The 15,036-nt window shown below is 68.6% G+C and carries 11 protein-coding genes and 2 pseudogenes; 6 read left to right on the top strand and 7 right to left on the bottom strand.

What is annotated here, in order from left to right; genetic code table 11:
* Window positions 1–571 (top strand): annotated as a pseudogene (locus C1J00_RS23400) (sarcosine oxidase subunit gamma); the annotation flags it as partial.
* A 146-nt stretch (window positions 572–717) separates the two neighbouring features.
* On the opposite strand, the gene C1J00_RS23395 reads toward C1J00_RS23400, so the two are convergent.
* Entirely contained in the window at window positions 718–1,509 is a 792-nt protein-coding gene (locus C1J00_RS23395; RefSeq protein WP_102911022.1) for an IclR family transcriptional regulator, read from the bottom strand.
* A gap of 55 nt (window positions 1,510–1,564) precedes the next feature.
* Window positions 1,565–2,437: a formyltetrahydrofolate deformylase gene (gene purU, locus C1J00_RS23390; protein WP_102911021.1), complete on the bottom strand. Its 873-nt coding sequence runs from the start codon at window positions 2,435–2,437 to the stop codon at window positions 1,565–1,567.
* A gap of 192 nt (window positions 2,438–2,629) precedes the next feature.
* On the opposite strand from purU, the gene C1J00_RS23385 reads away from it, so the two are divergent.
* Window positions 2,630–3,772 carry an aromatic ring-hydroxylating oxygenase subunit alpha gene (locus C1J00_RS23385; protein ID WP_102911020.1) on the top strand — a complete coding sequence of 381 codons (1,143 nt, stop codon included), beginning with the start codon at window positions 2,630–2,632 and terminating at the stop codon, window positions 3,770–3,772.
* A gap of 121 nt (window positions 3,773–3,893) precedes the next feature.
* On the opposite strand, the gene C1J00_RS23380 is transcribed toward C1J00_RS23385, so the two are convergent.
* From C1J00_RS23380 to C1J00_RS23370, 3 genes and pseudogenes are all read right to left on the bottom strand, one after another.
* Window positions 3,894–5,036: a serine dehydratase beta chain gene (locus C1J00_RS23380; protein ID WP_102911019.1), complete on the bottom strand. Its 1,143-nt coding sequence runs from the start codon at window positions 5,034–5,036 to the stop codon at window positions 3,894–3,896.
* 339 nt (window positions 5,037–5,375) lie between these two features.
* Window positions 5,376–6,026, bottom strand: a complete 651-nt coding sequence (locus C1J00_RS23375) for a hypothetical protein (RefSeq protein ID WP_102911018.1) — start codon at window positions 6,024–6,026, stop codon at window positions 5,376–5,378.
* 305 nt (window positions 6,027–6,331) lie between these two features.
* A pseudogene (locus tag C1J00_RS23370) lies at window positions 6,332–7,762 on the bottom strand (aspartate ammonia-lyase).
* A gap of 130 nt (window positions 7,763–7,892) precedes the next feature.
* Between C1J00_RS23370 and C1J00_RS23365 the strand changes: the two are divergent.
* The 3 genes from C1J00_RS23365 to C1J00_RS23355 are packed head-to-tail and all read left to right on the top strand — an operon-like array spanning window position 7,893 to window position 10,679.
* On the top strand, window positions 7,893–9,233 hold the full coding sequence (locus C1J00_RS23365) for a dicarboxylate/amino acid:cation symporter (protein WP_245936470.1): 1,341 nt from the start codon (window positions 7,893–7,895) through the stop codon (window positions 9,231–9,233).
* Window positions 9,230–9,958: a cysteate racemase gene (gene cuyB, locus C1J00_RS23360; protein ID WP_102911017.1), complete on the top strand. Its 729-nt coding sequence runs from the start codon at window positions 9,230–9,232 to the stop codon at window positions 9,956–9,958. The genes C1J00_RS23365 and cuyB overlap by 4 nt, the downstream gene beginning before the upstream one ends.
* Window positions 9,959–9,989: 31 nt before the next feature.
* Window positions 9,990–10,679 carry a GntR family transcriptional regulator gene (locus C1J00_RS23355; RefSeq protein WP_102911016.1) on the top strand — a complete coding sequence of 230 codons (690 nt, stop codon included), beginning with the start codon at window positions 9,990–9,992 and terminating at the stop codon, window positions 10,677–10,679.
* A gap of 201 nt (window positions 10,680–10,880) precedes the next feature.
* Here the strand turns inward: C1J00_RS23355 and C1J00_RS23345 are convergent, their stop codons facing one another.
* Entirely contained in the window at window positions 10,881–12,686 is a 1,806-nt protein-coding gene (locus tag C1J00_RS23345) for a caspase family protein (RefSeq protein ID WP_102911015.1), read from the bottom strand.
* Window positions 12,683–13,075 (bottom strand): hypothetical protein, encoded by a 393-nt coding sequence (locus tag C1J00_RS23340; RefSeq protein ID WP_102911014.1) that lies wholly within the window; start codon window positions 13,073–13,075, stop codon window positions 12,683–12,685. Before C1J00_RS23340 ends, C1J00_RS23345 begins: the two co-directional genes overlap by 4 nt.
* 441 nt (window positions 13,076–13,516) lie before the next feature.
* On the opposite strand from C1J00_RS23340, the gene C1J00_RS23335 reads away from it, so the two are divergent.
* Window positions 13,517–14,932, top strand: coding sequence for a family 2B encapsulin nanocompartment shell protein (locus C1J00_RS23335; RefSeq protein ID WP_102911013.1), 1,416 nt, complete (start codon window positions 13,517–13,519; stop codon window positions 14,930–14,932).
* Window positions 14,933–15,036: the final 104 nt, after the last annotated feature.

Below are 15,036 nucleotides of genomic sequence, written 5' to 3'. Positions count from 1 at the left end.
GCCCCGCAGCCCCCTGTCGCACGCCACGGACCGGCTGGCCGCCGCGACCCGCACCTCCGGGGGCGCCATCCGCCTCGCGGAACTGCCCTTCCTGACCCAGATCAACGTCCGCCTCGATCCCAAGGGAGCAGCGGCGGACGCCGTCGGACTGGCACTGGGCCTGCAACTGCCCCTCGAACCCGGCACCCTCGTCCGCGCCGGAGAGCTGACCGCCCTGCGGCTCGGCCCCGACGAGTGGCTCGTGGTGGGTCCGCCGGGCGGTCAGCGCGGGCTGGAGAACCGGATCCGGGAGGCCGCCGGTGACGAGCCCGTGTCCGTCGTCGACGTTTCTGCTCAGCGCACCACGCTCCTCGTCGCCGGCCTCCGCGCTCACGACCTGCTGGCCCATGGCTGCTCGCTCGACCTGCACCCACGCGTCTTCGGCCCGGGCCGCTGCGCCCAGACGACCCTGGGCCGCACCCAGGTCGTCCTGGTGGCCCGTGACGACCCGAGGGCCGGGTTCTGGGTACTGGTCCGCTCCTCCTTCGCCGGCTACCTGACGGACTGGCTGCTGGACGCCGCCGTGGAGTGGAGGGCTGACACGGACACCACGGAAGCGGCGGGCGGAGAACCGGGTACCGGTTCTCCGCCCGCCGCTCGGCGTGCGAGTCTGTCCTGGTCAACGACTCCTGTCCTGGCCAACGAGGCAGGCCGGGCCTCAGCCCGAGAGGCCGGGCCTCAGCCCGTATAGCCGAGACGGCGGCTGAGCTCGTCCGCTCCCGCGACCAGCACCTCCGCCAGTTCCATCATGCGACCCTCGGTCAGCCGGAAGGCCGGACCCGACGCACTGAGCGCGGCGATGACCTCACCCTCATCCGAACGCACGGGCGCTGAGAGGGCGTTGAGGCCCTCCTCGTACTCCTGCATCGTGATGGCGTAGCCCTGCTCACGGGCCTCGGCGAGGTCCGCCTCCAGCTTCTTCCTGGAGGTCACCGTGTGAGGTGTCAGAGGGGGTAGGCCGGTCGCGGTGAGGAGCTCATCGCGGTCCTTGCGGCCGAGGTGGGCGAGGAGGATCTTGCCGCTCGACGTGCAGTGCAGCGGTGTCTGCCGCCCCACCCAGTTCTGCGCGGCGATGGCCGAGGTGCTGCGCACCTGGTAGAGGTTGATCGCGTGGTGGGACTCGAGCACGGCGATGTTCATCGTCTCGCCCACGTCGTCGACGAGACGTTCGCAGATGCCCCGGCCGTGCCGGGTGACGGCGATGCGGCCCGTCACTGCGCCGGCCAGGCGTACGACTCCGAAGCCGAGACGGTACTTTCCGCGCTCGCTCTCCTGCTCGACCATCCCGTGCGCTTCCAGCGCGCCGAGCAGACGGAAGGCGGTGGACTTGTGGACGTCGATCGCCGCGGCCACCTCACTCACGCCTGCCTCGCCGTGCTGGGCGAGGATCTCCAGCACGGCGACAGCACGGTCAACGGACTGCACTCCGCCACTGGGAGCGCCTGCGGACTCGGCACTGTGGTTGCTCATGGCGAAACCCTAGGCGAAATGGGCAACAGGTGTGAGGGGGTGGGGGCCACTTTCCTCAGCGGAAGACGACCGTTCGGTTGTCGTTGACCATGATGCGGCTCTGGCTGTGCCATTCCACCGCCCGCGCCAGGACCTGCGCTTCGACGTCGCGCCCCAGGGCGACCAGGCTCTCCGGTCCCTGTGAGTGGCTCACACGGACGACGTCCTGCTCGATGATGGGCCCCTCGTCGAGGTCCGGGGTGACGTAATGGGCCGTCGCTCCGACGAGCTTGACGCCGCGCTCGTGCGCCTGGACGTAGGGCCGGGCGCCCTTGAAGCTCGGCAGGAACGAGTGGTGGATGTTGATCGCCCGGCCTTCGAGCTGCTTGCACAGGTCGTTCGACAGGATCTGCATGTAGCGGGCGAGGACCACCAGGTCGATGTCCAGCTCCTCGACGAGCTCCAGCAGCCTCGCCTCCGCGTCGGGCTTCGTCTCCCGGGTCACGGGCACGTGGTGGAACGGGATCCCGTAGCTCTCGGCGAGCGGCTCGAAGTCCCGGTGATTGGAGACGATCGCCGGCACCTCGATGTTCAGCGCACCGGTACGGCAGCGGAAGAGCAGGTCGTTGAGGCAGTGCCCGAACTTCGACACCATGATCAGCGTGCGCGTCGGGGTCGACGCCTCGTACAGCTGCCAGGAGATCCGGTACGCCTCCGCCACCGGGGCGAAGCCGGACTTCAGGTCCTCCAGCGTCATGCCCGGGTCCGTGACGTCGAAGTGCACCCGCATGAAGAAGCGGTCCTTGAGCCGGTCGTCGAACTGCTGGCTCTCCTGGATGTTGCCGGAGTGCCGGACGAGGAAGCCGGTGACGGCGTGGACGAGGCCCGAGCGGTCCGGGCACGACAGGGTGAGGACGAACTCACGGCACGTTGTGGGTCCAAGAGACACTGAGCCTCCCTGAGGAAAGTGCGTATTGCGCAACAGTAGGACTGATACGCAACATGGTCCCGGCTGTGGCGGTCCGTGGTCAAGGTCTTGACAGTGCTTCCGGTGGACTGCACTGTGAGTTGCGTAGCAAGAGGTCCGTTGCGCATGAGGCAACCACTCGCCCGACCGGGGCGCTTCACTCCGAGGTGAACCATGACTACGACCGGCCTGCCGGACAGCCTGATCGCGACCCTTCCCGGTGACCACTACACGGACCCGGAGATCTTCCGCCTGGAGCAGGAGCACATCTTCGAATCCATGTGGTTCTGCGCGGCACGCTCGTCTGAACTGGCCAAGCCGGGTGCGTTCCGGACCGTTGACGTCGGGCGGGAGAGCGTCCTGCTGACCCGCTCGCGGGACAGCTCCGTCCGGGCCTTCTTCAACGTGTGCCGGCACCGGGGCGCGAAACTCTGCACGGAGGAGTCCGGCGAGGTGAAGCGGGCCTTCCAGTGCCCGTACCACGCCTGGACGTACGACCTGAACGGCAAACTCGTCGCAGCCCCGAACCTGACCAGGATGCCGGACGTCGGCCGCACCGAGTACGGCCTGGCGAGCGTGGCCGTACACGAGTGGCTGGGCTACGTGTGGGTGTGCCTGGCCGAGAACCCGCCGCCGTTCGAGGAGTCGGTGATCGCCGACGTGGTCGCGCGCCTGGGCGACGTCGAGTCCATCGAGCGCTACGACGTCGAGAGCCTGGAGGTCGGCCGGCGGATCGTCTACGACGTCCAGGCCAACTGGAAGCTGATCATCGAGAACTTCATGGAGTGCTACCACTGCGCGACCATCCACCCGGAGCTGACCGAGGTGCTGCCGGAGTTCGCCGACGGGTACGCCGCGCAGTTCTACGTGGGTCACGGCGCCGAGTTCGGCGCGGACGTCCAGGGCTTCACCGTGGACGGCTCGGAGGGCCTGGACCGCATCCCGGGCGTCACCGAGGACCAGGACCGCCGGTACTACGCCATCACGGTGCGCCCGCAGGTGTTCATCAACCTCGTGCCCGACCATGTGATCTTCCACCGGATGTTCCCGGTCGCGGTCGACCGCACCATCGTGGAGTGCGACTGGCTGTACCTGAAGGGCGTGGTGGAGAGCGGCCGGGACGTCAGCCGGTCCGTGGAGCTGTTCGACCGGGTCAACCGGCAGGACTTCGACGCCTGCGAGCGCTGCCAGCCGGCCATGAGCTCCCGGCTGTACGCCAAGGGCGGAGTCCTGGTGCCCAGCGAGCACCACATCGGCGAGTTCCACGACTGGGTCCAGGACCGCCTCGGTACCCGCTCGAACCTCGCGGAACGTTAGGCCGTGTCCGCAGAGTCCCGCCTGCCCCGCGGCGGATTGCGGTCCGGCTGGAACCGGTGCGCTGACCGGCCTGCGGTCAGGGTCGTTCCCGCTCGCCCGACTCCGCCGCGTGGGCTGCTCATCAGCACTCGATGACGTTGACCGCGAGCCCGCCGCGGGCCGTCTCCTTGTACTTGACCTTCATGTCGGCGCCGGTCTCCTTCATGGTCTTGATGACCTTGTCCAGGGAGACGTGGTGGCGGCCGTCGCCCCGCAGGGCCATCCGAGCCGCGGTGACGGCCTTGACCGCTGCCATGCCGTTCCGCTCGATACACGGGATCTGGACCAGGCCGCCGACCGGGTCGCACGTCAGACCTAGGTTGTGCTCCATGCCGATCTCAGCGGCGTTCTCCACCTGTTCCGGTGAACCGCCGAGGACCTCGGCGAGGCCCCCCGCGGCCATGGCGTAGAGGGTCACCCACTCCAGCGCCCGCCCGGCCGGATCGCCGTCGGCCCGCAGCGCCTTGGCCACGGCGGTGGCCCGGCGGCGGACCTTCAGCCCACCCGGCAGAATCCCCTCGCAGGCCAGTCCGCTCGCGACGCATTCCCGCATCACCCGCCAGATCTCCAGCAGGCCGGTACGGATCTCCTGTTCGCTGCGCCAGGCCAGTTCGTTCTCCAGCATCAGTGCAGAGATCGACAGGCCCGTCTCCCGGCTCAGCCGCAGCAGCTCGTCACCGCTGGTGAACGGGTATTTGAGCACGGTGTCGTCGAGCTTGACCCGGCCCGCGCCCGCCGCGTCCTCGTCGACGACGAACCCGCCGCCGACCGAGTAGTACGTCTTCTCCAGCAGCGGTGTGCCCTCGGCGTCGTACGCGAACAACGTCATGCCGTTGGCGTGGTACGGCAGCGAACGGCGGCGGTGCAGCACCAACTGCCTGTCCGGGTCGAAGCCGATCTCGTGGGCATCGCCCAGGTCGCGGCCCAGCAGTCGCAGCCGCCCCGTCGATGCGATCCGCTCGACGTCCCGCCCGGCTTCGGCTACGTCTACCGTGTGCGGCTCGTTGCCCTCCAGGCCGAGCAGCACTGCCTTGGGGCTGCCGTGGCCGTATCCGGTGGCGCCGAGGGAGCCGAAGAGCTCGGCTCGCACCGCTGCCGTGCGGACGAGGAGCCCTTCCTCCTCCAGTCGTCCGGCGAACATGCCGGCGGCGCGCATGGGGCCGACAGTGTGTGAACTGGACGGCCCTATGCCGATGGAGAAGAGGTCGAAGACGGAGATGGCCACGAGCGGGCTCCCGTTTCCTATTGAGCAACTGGGCTCTCTATGTGCAACAGCCTTTCCCCTGGGTTCGGGGGTTGTCAAGACGGCGGCCGGCGCCGATCAGGGAGTTGGGTGCACTGCCCGACGCCGGGCGCACTGTCGCCCGGCGCTGCTGTCTGCGATCAGGATCGGCGACATCGCACCCGACCGGTGGCTCGGGCCCGCCTGCAGCCCGCCTGCCGGAGAGGTGCCTGCGCCCCGTCCCCGGCGGCCTGGCTGCAGGCCTGGGCATCCTCTATGTCGCGCAGGCCCTGGCCTGAGTCGCCGAGTCCGCCGCGGCGCGGGCGAGGGCCGGACGCACTGTCAGTTGTCCGAGCCCTTGGGCTGCGCTTCGGTCTCGGCCGCAGCCGCCGACTCCGAGGCGGGGGCGGTGTAGAAGACGGACCTGCCCTGCTTGGAGCGCTCGGCCTGGCTCTTGGCCACGAGTCCTTCGAGCGTGACGCGCACGACCTTGGCCGCGATGCCGCGGTGGGGGTGGGCTTCGGTGAGCGCGGTGGAGATCTCCGCCGCGGAGCGCGGTTCCTTCTGCTCGATGAGATGGCGGCGGATGAGCTCGACCAGGGTGGGCTCCGGCGCCTTGGCGCTGTCCGCCGTCTTGCCCGCGGGCTTCTTCGCCGCGGGCTTCCTGGCTGCCTTCTTCGCCGGCGTGGCAGTGGCCTTACGTGTCTTCTGCTTCTCGCCGGCCGCCGGAGCGGCCTTCTTCCGGCGCGGGGAAGGCAGCACGGCACTATCGGACTCGGCTGCGGACCCGTTCGACGGTGTGGTGAGGCCGAGTGCCTGCTGCATGCTCACCAGCACGCCATGGTCGTGCTGAAGAGCGGCGAGCTGCTCCTGCAAGGTGGTGATTTCCGCACCGATACGTTCTTGCTCCTTGAGGTTGGCTTCGAGATCGCCGGTCACCTGTGCGATGTACTGCGATGCCAGTTCGGTTGCGGGAGTCGTTGTCTCGGGCATGGCACTGACCTTTCCTCGGCGTCACAGGCATGCTGCCGGTGTTGCCTGTCCTGGGGCGGGGCTTCGGCGGCCCGGCGGGGGAGTTGCGCGTCCCGCGAGCAGCCTTGGTGAGAGATGGTACGGACATGAGAGGCCAGTTGTTCCCGCTGTGTGGTGTCCTCTTTGCCGGCGCAGCCCTCATGACTGCGACCTTCGGCGTCAACACGCAGATCACAGGCACGAGTTGCCGTAGGACCCTGCCTGGCTGATGTGGGCCGAACGCCTGCACGGCGCCCGTGGACCGCCAGACAGGGCCGGGAGCGTTGCTATGTTGCGAGTGGAGCGGCTGTCACCACGGGCTGCGGGAAGGGCCGGGTGAGGGCTTCGGGGCGCAGGATCGCGTCCAGTTGGTCGGCGGTGAGCAGGCCGGCTTCCGTGGCGAGGTCCTTGATGGTGCGGCCTGTCGCAAGGGCCCGACGGGCAAGGGCCGTGGAGGCGGCGTAGCCGATGTGCGGAGCGAGCGCGGTCACCAGGCCGATGGAACGGTGAACCGTGTCGTGGAGGTGCTCGCGATTGGCCGTGATACCGGGCACGCACCGGGTCGCGAGGGTGTCACAGGCTGCGCGCAGGTGGGCCAGGGAACGCAGCAGACTGTAGGCGATGACGGGCTCGAAGGCGTTGAGCGGAGCTGGCCCGCCTCGGCGGCCATCGTCACCGTCAGGTCGTTGCCGATGACCTCGAAGGCGACCTGGTTCACCCTCCGGGATCACCGGGTTGACCTTGCCGGGCATGATCGAGGAACCGGCCTGCACCGGAGGCAGGTTGATCTCACCCAAGCCGGCGGTGGGGCCGGAGGACATCAGGCGCAGGTCGTTGCACGTCTTGGAGAGCTTCACCGCGACGCGCTTGAGGACGCCGGACAGCTGGACGAAGGCGCCGCAGTCCTGGGTGGCTTCGATGAAGTCGTTCGCGGGCCGGACGGGTTCACCGCTCATGCCGGCGAGGTATGAACAGGCGAGTTCGGCATAGCGGGGGTGTCCGTTGATGCCGGTGCCGATCGCGGTCCCGCCGAGGTTGGGCTCCAGCAGCAGGGCGGCTGCCTCCGTGAGGCGTTGACGATCCTCCTCGATCATGACGGCATAGGTCGTGAACTCCTGGCCGAGTGTCATGGGAACAGCGTCCTGGAGCTGGGTTCGCCCCACCTTGAGGACGTCGCCGAACTCCTCCGCCTTCACGCCGAACGCGTCGGCCAGCGCCTTCATCGAGTCGCCCAGCTTGCGCAGCGAGCCGACCATGGCCAGGCGAATGGCGGTGGGGTAGACGTCGTTGGTGCTCTGGCCGAGGTTGACGTCGTCGAGGGGATGGATCACGTCGTAGAAGCCGCGCTGATGGCCAAGGATCTCCAGGGCCCGGTTCGCGATGACCTCATTGGCGTTCGTGTTCGTGGAGGTGCCGGCCCCGCCCTGGACAGGGTCGACGACGAACTGCTCGTGCAACTGTCCGGAGCGGATCTCGTCGCATGCGCTGATGATCGCTTCGGCGATGTCCGGTGGGAGCAGCCCCAGATCTCGATTGGCCTGTGCGGCCGCTTGCTTGACCGCTGCCAGTGACGCGATCAGGTCGGGGAACCGGGCGATGGTCGACCCGGTGATCGCGAAGTTGTGTACCGCTCGCACCGTGTGCACGCCGGAGTAGGCGTCGGCAGGGACCTCCATGTCTCCCACGAGGTCGTGTTCCACCCGTTTGTCGTGCGCCATCCGAGTCTCCTCGTTCGTGCCGGGTCCCGTCGGCGATGCCGGTGCGAACCCCTTGACAGGCCACCGTTCTGGAGCCCAGTCTACCGCCCAATACGCAGAGCGCAATATATTGGAGTGCCGGGAGGCTTCCATGAACACCCCGAACACGCCTGCCACCAGCGCGGACACCACCGAAACGAAGCCCGCGGGACTGCTGCGTCGATGCCTGAGGATGCCGATCGGCGTGCAGTCGATCATCGCCGTAGGACTCGGAGCCACCCTCGGCACCTTCGCGCCCGCCACCGGCGAGCAGATGAAGATCCTCGGCGACGTCTTTCTCAACCTGGTCCAGGTGGTCGTCCTGCCCCTGGTCTTCCCGCTCATCGTGCTGGGCATCGCCCGCGTGGAGTCGGTCAAGAAGGTCGGCCGGATCGCCGGCAAGGCGATCCTCTACTTCGAGCTCGTCACCACCGTGATCCTGCTGATCGCGGTGGGCCTCGCCAAGTTCACCGGCATCGGCAAGAACGCACCCGTCGTGGGAGCCGACGCCAAGGACCTGGAGGGCATGAGCCAGGGCATCGACTTCCACGAACTGATCCTGCACGCCGTGCCGAAGAACATCTTCGCCGCGTTCGGTGAGGGCAACCTGCTCGGCGCCATCACGTTCGCCCTGCTGGTGGGCGTGGCCGTGGCCGCGATCGGAGAGAAGTCCAAGCCCTTCGCCGACGTCCTGGAGTCGGTTTCGACGGTGATGTTCAAGGTGGTCGGCTACGTCATCCGCGTCGCCCCGCTGGGCGTGCTCGGCTTCATCTCCTACGACGTCGCCCACTACGGCTTCGGCAACCTGCGGAGCCTCGCGGGCTTCGTCGCGGTGGTCTACGCGGGCCTGGCCATCGTGGTCGGCGGGCTCTTCCCGCTCATCGCCGCGTTCTACCGCATCCGCTACGTCGCGCTGCTGAAGTCGGTCGCCAACCTGGCGGGCATCGCCTTCGTCACCCGTAGCTCGGAGTCCGTCCTGGCCCCGCTGATGAGCAGGCTGGAAGCCTTCGGGCTCAGCCGGTCGACGACCTCGTTCGTCGTCCCCCTCGGCTACTCCTTCAACACCGACGGCTCGGTCCTCTACCAGGCGGCCGCGCTGGTCTTCCTCGCCAACGCCTACGGCGCCGACACCTCGTTGCCCGCCCTTCTCCTGATGGTGGGCGTGCTGGTGATCCTCTCCAAGGGCATGGCCGGCGTGGCATCCGCCTCCATCGTCGTTCTCATAGCGGCCGGCAACAGCGTCGGACTGCCCGCCGAGGGCGTCGCCCTGCTCCTCGGAGTCGACTTCATCGTCGACATGGCCCGCACCGGCGTGAACGTCATCGGCAACTCCCTCGCCGCCGCGGTCGTCGACAGCTCCGAGAAACGACGCGAAGCCAAGCGCGGCAGCGACACCTCCTACGCGGAGGTCGCCACCGAGGCCACCGACCTGCAGAAGGAGACCGTCCAGTGAGCGTGCCCGCCCGTACGAGCGAGGTCATCGGCATCCTGGGCGGCATGGGCCCGGCGGCCACCGCCGACTTCTACGCCAAACTCGTCTCGATCACCCCCGGCACCAGCGACCAGGACCACCTCAGGACGGTCATCTGGTCCGACCCCACCATTCCCGACCGCTCCGAGGCTCTCCTCGGCGACGGCCCCGATCCCACGCCGTGGCTGCTCGACGGTGGCCGGGTGCTGCGCGAGGCAGGCGCCACTGTCATCGCCATCCCCTGCAACACGGCACATGCCTTCGTTCCCCACATCGCCGGCCACGTCGGCCTGCCCATCGTCCACATGATCGGCGAAGTCGCCCGGCACCTGACCACGCTGAGCCCGCGGATCCACACCGTCGGTCTGCTGGCCACGGCCGGCACCGTACGCGCGGGGCTCTACCAGGAGTGGCTGGACCGCTCCGGCATCCGCCTCCTGCTGCCCGGCGCCGCCAGTCAGGACCAGGAGGTCACGACCGCCGTCCACGCGGTGAAGGCAGGTACGCACGATGACAGGACGGCCGCACTGCTGGCCCGCGCCGCGCAGCGCCTGACCGCACGAGGGGCCCAGGCGGTCATCGCGGGCTGTACCGAGATCCCGCTGGGCCTGCGCGCCGACGCTGTGGACGTCCCCCTAGTCGACCCGGCGCTCATACTGGCCCAAGCCCTGGTCCGCCGTGCCGGAGCCGCTCACACGACCGGGTAGACGAGGGCCCGAGCGATGTACTGTACGCAATATGTCACTTGACCATCCCGTATCCCGCCGTCTCCTCAGCGACGAGGTCTTCGACCGCTTGCGCGACTCCATCGTGCGCGGGGAACTCGTGCCCGGCGAGAAGGTCAAGGACAGCGAACTCGCCGAGCGTCTCGGGCTCAGCCGCACCCCGGTGCGCGAGGCGCTCGCCCGGCTAGTCGACATCGGCCTGGTGGAGGCCAAGCCCGGCGTGTACACCCGCATCACCACCCTCAACCGCCATGACGTCGAGAAGACCCTCTCCGTGCTGCGCGCTCTGGACCAGCTGGCCATCGAAACGGCCGTGCCGGTCATGACCGAGGGGCATCTGCAGCAGATGCGCCAGGCCAACCGCGACTTCGAACGGGCCGTGGCCGCCAACGACACCGCGGCTGCCCTGGCCGCGGACGACCGCTACCACGCGGTCCCCATCGCTGCCGCAGACAACCCCGTGCTCAGCCGGATCGTCGAGCAGCTGCACCCGCAGATCCACCGCATTCTCCACCGCAAGTTCTCCACTCTCCTAGGTGGCCGCAACACCATCGAACACCACGACCGACTCATCGATGTCTGTACCGCCGGGGATGCCCGCGCCGCGGCCGAACTCTCCGGACAGCACTGGTCCGAGCTCGGCGGGCACATCAACCGGCTCTTCGACACCAACCAGTTCGCCGAGCCGCCGGCAACCGGCTGAGTCGCCTTCGTGCGCCCGTCCCGGTCGAGCGCACCAGGCCCGCCTCGCGCGGGGTCCACAGAGCACAGGTGACCTGCGGTTCGCTGGAGCCGAGGCGGGCGGCGAGCTCCGAGGTCGGGACGGGCCCGCCCACGGTCGGCGCCCCACAGCGCTGCCGGCACCACCTCCCGGTGAGGGAGGAGGGCCCGGCAGCTGAGACGGTCACCAATGAGGGCTGCCCACCAGGTAGGCGATGCCCGCGAGGACGGCCAGGACGAGCGCAGGGATCGCCAGCCCTTGCGCGATCGAGGTCAGCGTGTGCGTAGTGCTCGCCGCCTGCCTCGTGTAGTGCTCCTGCCGTGCCCCCACATCGTGCCGGGCCACCGCGCCGGCGACCAGTGCCACCGCACCGGTGATCAGACACACGGTGAGAGGCGTGAGCGCCCCGTGCTCGCGGATATTGTCCTCGACGTTGCCGTACAGCCCTGCCTCGCCCCGTTCCATGAGGGCCGCCACCGCCCTCTGTATGGCCAGTACGAGTGTGCCGATGGCTGCGACGGCCAGGGCGAGAGCCGCACCGGCCAGGGCGGGAGCGCGTCTGTCCGTTCGATTGACCTGTGGAGTGGTCCCGGGCGGTGTCTTGGGACGGGCCGGGATACGCGAGGGCTCGATGACCACCGTCTCCCGCTTGCCGTCCGTTCCATGGGGCGGCGTTGTGGAGTCCTTCGCGGGGCCCGTTTCGGGTTCGGTGGGACGGGGCCCGTGTGCCGGGGTCACCTCCGCCTCGACATGGATCACCGTCTCCTCGGCCACGCCCTTCAGCGCGATGTCACCCGACAGGCGCCCCTCGGCGGCCGTGTCGACGCGGACCTCCAGCCCGGTGCCGGTGGGGTCGACCCGCAGCCACGACTGCTTGGGCTGCGCCACGCAGTGTCGGGCCAGCGGCGGGCCGTGCATGGTCACGGACTGCTTGTGAGGGGCGGAACCCTTCTGCACCACGCCGAAGTCCAGGTGGTCCGGGGACGGTGCCAGCCGGATCTTGCTCAAGGCGTCGGACGCCATGACGGCGATCTGCTGGATGTCGTTGCGCGCGACCTCCTCCAGGTGCTGACGCGCCCCTTCCGCCAAGGGCAGTTCCGTGTGGTGCAGCCGTTTCTGCAACTCCAGCACGGCGCCCTGCCGGGTGAGGATGTCGTCACTGTTCAATGCGGTCTGCAGGGACGGCGGCGAGGGAATGGCGGCGATCTTGATGCGGCCGCGCCGGCTGTGTGCCAGGTGCAGCTCCCCGTGCAACTCCGCCGCCTTCTTCGGCGTCTGATGGGGGTTCTGCTCCTGTACCTGTCTGTAGACATACTCGTACAGGTCGTCGAGGGAGACCTTGCCGTCCGCGTCGAGGTCGGCCTCGCCGGTCTCCAGGCCCTCGACCACCGCGTGGGTGAACACCGAAGGCCGCGGACCGGAGGAGTCGTCGGCGAGTTCGTCACCCTCGAAGGCGTATTCCATGGAGTCGGACGCGGTGATGACGGCCCAGCCCCGCCCGCTGACCGGCTCGTCCTTCGCGAAGGACTCGAGGACGTTGACGTCTCCGGATGCGCGCACAGAGGACGAGCCGCGGGAGAAGGCCCCGCCGTAGCAGCAGTCGAGGAACAGGACGGTGCGGCCCGCCCGCGTGACGGACATGCAGCTGCGGACGAACTGGGAGGGGACCGCAGTGGCGGCCAGCAGCGGGGGCTCGGTGTCGCTCGCGGCGAAGTACAGTTCGCCGGACTCGCTCTTGAGGCCGTGGCAGGAGAAGTGCAGCAGGAGCGTGTCGGCGCGGCGGCGGTCCTTGAAGAAACCCTGGATCCGCCTGCGCATGAGGTCGGCCGACGCGTTGTGCACGACCTCCACCTCGAAGGCGCCGATCTGCGGGTCGTGCAGCACCTTCTCGAGGGCCGCGGCGTCCCGGGCCGGCGCCTTGAGCTTCTTGAGCCCCTGGTCGGTGTACCGGTCGTTGGCGATGATCAGCGCGTGTCTGGCATCCGTCATGGCTCGGCTCCGGCCGGGGAGTGGCGCTGGACGAAGATCTTGAACGCCTCCGCGACCTGGTCGTCGGTCGCCTCGGACACCTCCAGCACGTCGTCGCCCATTCGCAGGTGCAAGGAGGGGTGTGTGTCATGGCGACGGCCCACCCACGACCGGATGACGGTCATCACCTGGTTCAGGGCGGTTGCCGAACTGCCCAGAGTCACCAGCAGAGCACCGATCTGAGTGACGTCCACGGCCCGGGCTCCGGCAGGGACCTCCTCGCCGGGGAGCGCCGTGACATCGTCCACGTCGAGATCGAGCAGTTCCTCACGCAGGTAGCCGGTCAGCTCAGCGACGCGTTCTGCTTCCGCGTCCTCTTCCGTGAGGAGGATGTGCAGTTCGTTCTCCACCGTGTCAGCCCCTCTGTTCGTGCTCTTCGGGGCGGCGCAGAGGTCGACGGAATCGGTGGGCTCTACGTCATCATTTACAGTTTCCGCTGCTCGGGGCCGGGCGGCAAGTCGCCCCCAGGGGAATGAGTTTCACGGTTCAACCATACGGTTCCGCCTTCACCTCGGAATGGCTCACCGTCGGCCGGGTTCGTCCGGCGGCGCGGCGCGCCGAAGAGGGGGCGATGCCATGCAACGGACCGATAAACCGCATTCAACTGATTGTCACTGCTTCGAGGTAAGCATCTCGTCTCCCTGGTGGATGCGGCCCACCCAGCGGCTAACTTTCTGCAGGTGGAGGGATCCCCGTGATCCTTCCAGCTCGTTGCCCACTCCTCCCTGTCTCCCGGTCGGCGTACCCGTGTGCGCCGGACGCCCCGTCGTGCAAGGAGAGACGCCCTCCCGATGACCGTCGACAGCATCCCGCACACCCAGACCGCAACCGACGCGGCACAGCAGTCCCTGAGTACCGCCGCCGCCCGCAACCTCGCCACCACCACCAAATCCGCCCCGCAGATGCAGGAGATCACCTCCCGCTGGCTGCTGCGGATGCTGCCCTGGGCCGAGGCCGAGGGAGGCGCCTACCGGGTCAACCGGCGGCTGCGCCATACCCTCGGCGACGGGCGCATCGAGTTCGTCCAGGAGGGCGCAACGGTCCGGGTGATCCCCCGGGAACTCGGTGAACTGGCACTGCTGCGCGGATTCGAGGACGCCGACGTCCTCACCGCTCTCGCCGGCCGCTGCACGCAGCGCGACTTCGCGGCGGGCGACGTCCTCGTCGAGCGTGGCAGTCCCGCAGACCGGATCCATCTGATCGCCCACGGCCGGGTCAGCCAGACCTCCGCGGGCAAGTACGGCGGAGAGATCGCTATCGCTGTCCTCGCGGACGGCGACCATTTCGGTGAGAACGCCCTGCTGGACTCCGACGCCCGCCACGACAGCACGGTCACCGCCGAGACCTCCGGCACCCTCCTTACCCTCTCCCGCGCCGACTTCGCCGCCGTCCAGGCCTCGGCGCCCGCCCTCCAGGCTCACATCGAGGCGTTCGGTTCCCGCTCACGGCTGCGGCAGAACAAGCACGGCGAGGCCGAGATCTCCCTGTCGGCCGGCCACGTCGGCGAGGCCGAGCTGCCAGGCACCTTCGTCGACTACGAAGAGCAGCCGCGCGAGTACGAACTCTCCGTCGCACAGACCGTCCTGAGGATCCACACCCGGGTCGCGGACCTCTACAACGGTCCGATGAACCAGAGCGAGGAGCAGCTCCGGCTCACCGTCGAGGCCTTGCGGGAGCGTCAGGAACACGAACTCATCAACAACCGCGAGTTCGGGCTGCTGCACAACGCCGACTTCAAGCAGCGCATCCAGCCCCGTTCCGGCCCGCCCACACCGGACGACATGGACGACCTGCTCTGCCGCAGGCGTGGCACCAAACTGTTCCTCGCCCACCCCAGGACCATCGCAGCCATCGGACGGGGCTTCAACGCCTGCGGTCTCTACCCCGACCACGTCGACCTCGGCGGCCAGTCCGTGCCCGCCTGGCGCGGGGTCCCCATCCTCCCGTGCAACAAGATCCCGATCAGCAAGGAGCAGACCAGCTCCATCATCGCGATGCGCACCGGCGAGGAGAACCAGGGCGTCATCGGCCTGCGGCAGACCGGACTGCCGGACGAGTACGAACCGGGGCTCTCGGTGCGGTTCATGGGCATCAACGAACAGGCGATCAACTCGTACCTGGTCAGCACCTACTACTCCGCCGCGGTGCTCCTCCCGGACGCCCTCGGCGTGATGGAGAACGTGCAGATCGCCCCCCGGCCGCGCTGAACCCTGATCCGCGGCAGGTCCACGCCTGACATCCCGCATGACGGAGCGCCCACCCCACGCATGACGGAGCCCCCCACTCCACGCACTGTCTGTTATACACATCT

This window comes from Streptomyces cahuitamycinicus, assembly GCF_002891435.1.
GTDB lineage: Bacteria > Actinomycetota > Actinomycetes > Streptomycetales > Streptomycetaceae > Streptomyces > Streptomyces cahuitamycinicus.
Note: the sequence above shows the minus strand (reverse complement) of the source record. Positions and strands in the feature narration are given on the sequence as shown.